General features: G+C 53.6%; 4 protein-coding genes and 1 tRNA gene. All 5 read right to left on the bottom strand.

Translation table 11 applies throughout. From position 1 onward, the window contains the following. Nucleotides 1–56 precede the first annotated feature (56 nt). Nucleotides 57–132 (bottom strand) — tRNA-Val (locus tag QZ197_RS15005). Nucleotides 133–241: 109 nt separating this feature from the next. Then, a complete protein-coding gene (locus tag QZ197_RS15000) occupies nt 242–829 on the bottom strand; it encodes a histidine phosphatase family protein (protein ID WP_363157899.1) in 588 nt (195 codons plus the stop codon). 6 nt (nt 830–835) lie between these two features. Beyond that, a complete protein-coding gene (locus tag QZ197_RS14995; RefSeq protein WP_272145912.1) occupies nt 836–1,186 on the bottom strand; it encodes an HU family DNA-binding protein in 351 nt (116 codons plus the stop codon). A 136-nt stretch (nt 1,187–1,322) separates the two neighbouring features. Further along, entirely contained in the window at nt 1,323–3,728 is a 2,406-nt protein-coding gene (gene lon / locus QZ197_RS14990; protein ID WP_272145910.1) for an endopeptidase La, read from the bottom strand. Nucleotides 3,729–3,912: 184 nt separating this feature from the next. After that, nucleotides 3,913–4,266 (bottom strand): tRNA-guanine transglycosylase (locus tag QZ197_RS14985; RefSeq protein WP_296432957.1); only part of this gene is annotated, 354 nt, incomplete at its 5' end.

The following is a 4,266-nucleotide window of genomic DNA, read 5'->3' as shown; positions in this document are numbered from 1 at the left end:
CCGCGACCCCCGGCGTGACAGGCCGGTACTCTAACCAACTGAGCTACAACCGCGCATGGTGGGTGATGAGAGGCTCGAACTCCCGACATCTTCCGTGTAAAGGAAGCGCTCTACCAACTGAGCTAATCACCCGCTGCCGCATCGTTTAGGATACTTCCCCAAGCGATGCAAGCACCTGTTTTCAGGTTATTTGCAGCAACTGCATTTCTTTGATTTTGAGCGTACTTTTGGCGGCAGCCGCCTATTCGATCATCGTCTGGACGCCGTCTTTGACATGAAAGACATTGCCTTGCCCACCGGGCAGTTGACCCAAGGCCTTGCGACCTGCCCCCAACAAGATCGTTCGCAGCATCCGCGAGGTTATCCCGTGGGTGACCAGTACCGAAGGTCCTGACAAATCGTTCAAAAACGCCAGACAGCGCGCCTCGAGCCGATCAAAACCTTCACCCTCGGGTGCTTGTTCGTAAAGTGCGATGGGACCATCGGGGCTGTCTTGTACAGGGCCCTCGACCTTTAGTTCGGCGCGCAGACGGCCTTGCCATGTGCCAACACCGATTTCGCGCAAGCGCACATCAGTATTGATCATCGCAATATGTGGAGCAACCGCGATACCCGCTGTTTGAAAAGCGCGGCCCTGTGGGCTGCTGATCGCGGCAAACCCTGACAGATCACGATCTGCCAAAAGTGCTGCTTGTCGGGTGGCCTGCGCATGACCGATCTGCGTCAACGGTGAATTTAGCCCCCCCTGCATCCGGTTTTCGGCGTTCCAGAAGGTTTCGCCGTGGCGCAGAATATAGACTTCGGGGTAGTTCATTTTCTGTGTTTTCACTGCGCGTTACGTGTCCTGGTCTGCAAAGTCAGTCTGCTGATTTGCAAAAGTCGCATGTTTTGGCGTGCGCAGCTTAAGTGTCATCACGGACGCGCCACCCTCTAGCTCTTTTGTTTTTACCAGCCGCACTTTGCCAAGAGGTGGCAAGTTCAACTCCGCGCCGTCTTGCAAGGCCTCGCGCATAACGGCCAATGCCGCTTCGACGGCAGGTTTAACGTCGCGTTTTTTCAGGTTCGTGCGCGTAACCACGCGATCAAGCAATTGTGGTTTTTTGATCAATTCTACGGTGCTTGGTTCCACCTCGGCGGCGTCGGATACTGGTGCAGGTTCTTGAGTTGTTGTTGCTTTACGGGCCATCTTTTGGACTGCCTTTCATTAAGAAGTCAGGCTGCATTACCGCGCCTATGCCCCCTAAGGTCAAGTCGATAAGTACGAGACGAAAAAAGGCGCCCCGGTTTTCGGGACGCCTTGATATTCGTCAAGATGGGCCTGCTTAGTGCGGACGCGCACCTTCGCCCGCACCTTGGGCCTTGAGTGCGGCAGCGGCAGCTTCTTCTGCAGCCTCGTCCCACTCGATCGGCTCTGGTTGGCGTACCAGCGCATGTTTCAACACTTCTGAGACGTGGGTTACGGGGATAATCGTCAGCCCCTCTTTCACGTTGTCCGGAATTTCCGGCAGGTCCTTGGCATTATCTTGCGGGATCAACACGGTTGTGATGCCGCCGCGCAATGCTGCTAGCAGCTTTTCCTTCAAGCCGCCGATTGACATGGCGTTTCCGCGCAACGACACTTCGCCTGTCATGGCGATATCTTTGCGCACAGGAATGCCTGTCAGCACAGACACAATCGATGTGACCATTGCAAGACCCGCACTTGGACCATCCTTTGGGGTTGCCCCATCTGGCACGTGCACGTGGATATCGATCACGTCGAACTTCGGCGGCTTTACACCGATTTCAGGCGCGATTGAACGAACGTAAGACGACGCCGCATCAATCGATTCCTTCATGACATCCCCCAGCTTGCCAGTGGTCTTCATCCGACCCTTGCCCGGCAGGCGCAACGCTTCGATGTTCAGCAATTCGCCGCCTACAGACGTCCAAGCCAGACCGGTGACAACACCGACCTGATCTTCTTCCTCTGCCAAGCCAAAGCGGTACTTTTCCACCCCAAGAAAATCAGACAGGTTGGCGGCAGTGACATCAATCACAGTCGCCTCTTTCTTGACGATCATGGTGACGGCCTTGCGTGCAATCTTGGCCAGTTCACGTTCCATGTTTCGCACACCCGCTTCGCGGGTATAAACCTGCACCATTGCAGTCAGCGCGTCATCAGAAACCGAGAATTCCTTCTCTTTCAGACCGTGATTCTTCATCACCTTGGGGAGCAAATGTTGACGTGCAATCTCGCGCTTTTCATCTTCGGTATAGCCTGCGAGCGAAATGATCTCCATCCGGTCCAACAGCGGCCCCGGCATGTTGTAAGAGTTCGCAGTCGTCAGGAACATCACATCCGACAGGTCATATTCGACCTCCAGATAGTGATCGACGAATGTGCTGTTCTGTTCGGGATCAAGTACCTCGAGCATTGCAGACGCCGGATCACCACGGAAATCTTGACCCATTTTGTCGATTTCATCTAGCATGATCAAAGGGTTCGTGGTCTTCGCCTTTTTCAGCGCCTGAATGATCTTACCGGGCATAGAACCGATATAAGTCCTGCGGTGACCGCGAATTTCGCTTTCGTCACGCACGCCACCCAATGAAATGCGGATAAACTCGCGCCCTGTTGCTTTCGCGACAGATTTCCCGAGCGATGTTTTACCCACACCTGGAGGGCCAACCAAACACATGATCGGGCCTTTGAGTTTTTTCGAGCGCTGCTGAACAGCAAGGTATTCCACGATGCGTTCCTTGACCTTTTCGAGACCAAAGTGATCGTTGTCCAGAACCTCTTGGGCTTTGTGCAAGTCCTTCTTGGTACGCGACTTTACGCCCCAAGGCAGACCCAAAATCCAGTCCATGTAATTGCGCACAACGGTTGCTTCCGCGGACATCGGCGACATGTTCTTGAGCTTTTTCAGCTCCGCGTCGACCTTTTCACGGGCTTCTTTGGACAGCTTGGTCTCGCTGATGCGGCCTTCAAGTTCTTCAACTTCGTTCTGGCCTTCTTCGCCATCGCCAAGTTCCTTTTGAATGGCCTTCATCTGCTCATTCAAATAATACTCGCGCTGGGTCCGCTCCATCTGGGTTTTGACACGGGTTTTGATCTTTTTCTCGACCTGCAGCACGGACATTTCGCCCTGCATCATGCCAAAGACTTTTTCCAAACGCTCTGACACCGACAGTGTTTCCAAAAGACCCTGCTTTTGGTCAACTTCAATGCCCAAATGACCAGCCACAAGGTCAGCCAGCTTTTCAGGCTCGGACGCGTCACCGACGGCGGCCATCGCTTCTTCTGGGATGTTCTTTTTGATCTTCGCGTAACGTTCAAACTCGGCTGCGACATTGCGCACCAGTGCTTCGACCTCGGTTGGATCGCCCGCTGTTTCGTTTAAATATGCGCAGCTTGCTTCGAAATAGTTCTCGTTCTCGATAAACTCGGTGATCTTCACACGGCTGCGTCCTTCGACAAGCACCTTAACAGTACCATCGGGCAATTTTAGCAATTGCAGTACATTTGCCAGAACACCTGTACGGTAAATACCGTTCTGATCTGGATCGTCCTCGCCCGGATCAACCTGACTGGACAGCAAAATCTGCTTGTCGTCCTGCATCACTTCTTCAAGTGCACGGACTGATTTTTCCCGACCCACAAACAGCGGCACGATCATATGTGGAAACACCACAATATCGCGCAGCGGCAGGACGGGGTAAGATGAACTCAACGGTTCTTGCATGCTTTTTTCCTTTTTTGGCAAGACGCCCCCGTCCCGCTTTGCGGCAACATAGAGCGTCTCCTGTGCCTCAATATGTGGGGCGATGTTGTTGCGGTTTCAACCGACCACTTGATTTGCTTTTTCGCAGATTGCCTGTGTCATAGCTAAGCCGCAAGCGGCCAAGGGCAACAAAATGCAAATTTGATTAAAGCGGCGCGATATCGCCTCTGGCACGGCCTGCATGAAAATCTGCTTCCCAAGCCTCGAAAGCACCTGCGCTGATCGCATCGCGCATGCCTTGCATGATTTCTTGGAAATAATGCAGGTTGTGCCATGTCAAAAGCATCCCCGAGATCATTTCTTGCGCGCGGAAAACGTGGTGCAGATAGGCGCGGGAATAGTTGGTACAGGTTGGACAGGTGCAGCGTTCATCCAAAGGGCGCGGATCGTCGGCGTGACGTGCGTTTTTGATATTCACGACACCGGTGCGGGTGAAAACCTGCCCTGTGCGTCCTGACCTGCTGGGCAGCACGCAATCCATCATATCAATGCCGCGTTT

The organism is Yoonia sp. (genome assembly GCF_017854415.1).
GTDB lineage: Bacteria > Pseudomonadota > Alphaproteobacteria > Rhodobacterales > Rhodobacteraceae > Yoonia.
This window is presented reverse-complemented; position numbering and strand designations above follow the sequence as displayed.